Origin of the sequence: Pseudoroseomonas ludipueritiae (genome assembly GCF_014490445.1) — a bacterium.
GTDB lineage: Bacteria > Pseudomonadota > Alphaproteobacteria > Acetobacterales > Acetobacteraceae > Pseudoroseomonas > Pseudoroseomonas ludipueritiae.
Genome location: NZ_JACTUZ010000343.1, coordinates 1 through 1,179 on the forward strand (window position 1 = coordinate 1; position 1,179 = coordinate 1,179).

The following is a 1,179-nucleotide window of genomic DNA, read 5'->3' on the forward strand; positions in this document are numbered from 1 at the left end:
CGGCCCTCCGGCCGGGCCTGCACCGTCTGCAGCCAGTCCGGCGCCAGCAGGTCGCAGGCCACGCGGTTGTGCCGGCATTCATGGAATTCCGCCACGCTAAGCAGCCGGATGCCTGCCCTGGCACAGGCTTGCCGCGCTTTCTCGTCCAGCAGGTCCGGCGGCGCCACCACGGCCCAGACATGTTGCGCCCGCAACTGACGGGGCTCGCGCAGCATCGCGGCGGCATCATCCCCGGCGCGCAGCGTGGCGATGGCAAAGACCTCGTTGCTGTCAGTGGTGGCGCCTTCCACCGGCGTCAGCAACAGGATGCGGCGGCGCAGCAGCCCGCGCCGCAGCAACAGCAGGAAGGTGACGCGCGTCAGCGCCACGGCACCGAGGCAGCCCAGCAGCAGTTCTGGCAGGAGGCCGGGGGGGAGGGGCGGGCGCCCGGCGGGGTAGGCGATGCGCAGCACCAGCCAGGTCGCCAGCAGCAGCAGCACGCCGGCCAGCGCGCAGCCGGTCAGCATACGCTGCTGCCCGGATACCAGCGCGGGCTGGTAAAGGCCGCTGGCGCCGCAGACCACGCCGCAGCAGAGCGCCAGGGTCGCCGCCACCAGCATCGCGCGGATATGGTTGACAGGATATTCGGCGGAGGCCCCGATGGCCATCAGGGCATAGACCGCCAGAAACACCATCAGGCATTCCGACAGATACAGCAGCACAAGTTCGGAACGGATGTTGTGGCCGAACATGCTCGTCATCGCCGGGCCTCGTGGGGGGGATTTGCCGGCGAATGGATAGCACTTTATGAGGCTTCCCCGGAAGAGAATCCGCAATACAGCAATATTTCGCGGAACGAAAAACCAATATACTCTGTGAAATAATTTCCAGTCGGCGTGAATAATTTCCCCTTAAACAATGATGCATTACGGAGATGGCGTCATTTTTCATGACGCGGATTCCGGCTGAAGTGTAAATATTCGATTGCGTAACGGGTTTTCTCTGTTAACGTCTGCCTGGGCCGGGATGCAGGCCGGCGGCGCGGCCGCTTGTGCAGGGCCGGCCGTCCTCACGCGAAGCAGAGCCGATCCATGGCAGTGCGTTTTCACCAAACATCGCGGAGCATGGCGGGAGTCAGTGCCCGCGCGCCTCAGCCGGCGCAGGTGATTCCGGTGCGTTTGTCGGACCTGCTGCGGGATG

At 64.9% G+C, this 1,179-nt stretch carries 1 protein-coding gene; it reads right to left on the bottom strand.

From position 1 onward, the window contains the following. Nucleotides 1-740, bottom strand: a 740-nt coding sequence (locus IBL25_RS26225) for a hypothetical protein (protein WP_187781360.1), incomplete at its 3' end; no start/stop codon positions are given. Nucleotides 741-1,179: the final 439 nt, after the last annotated feature.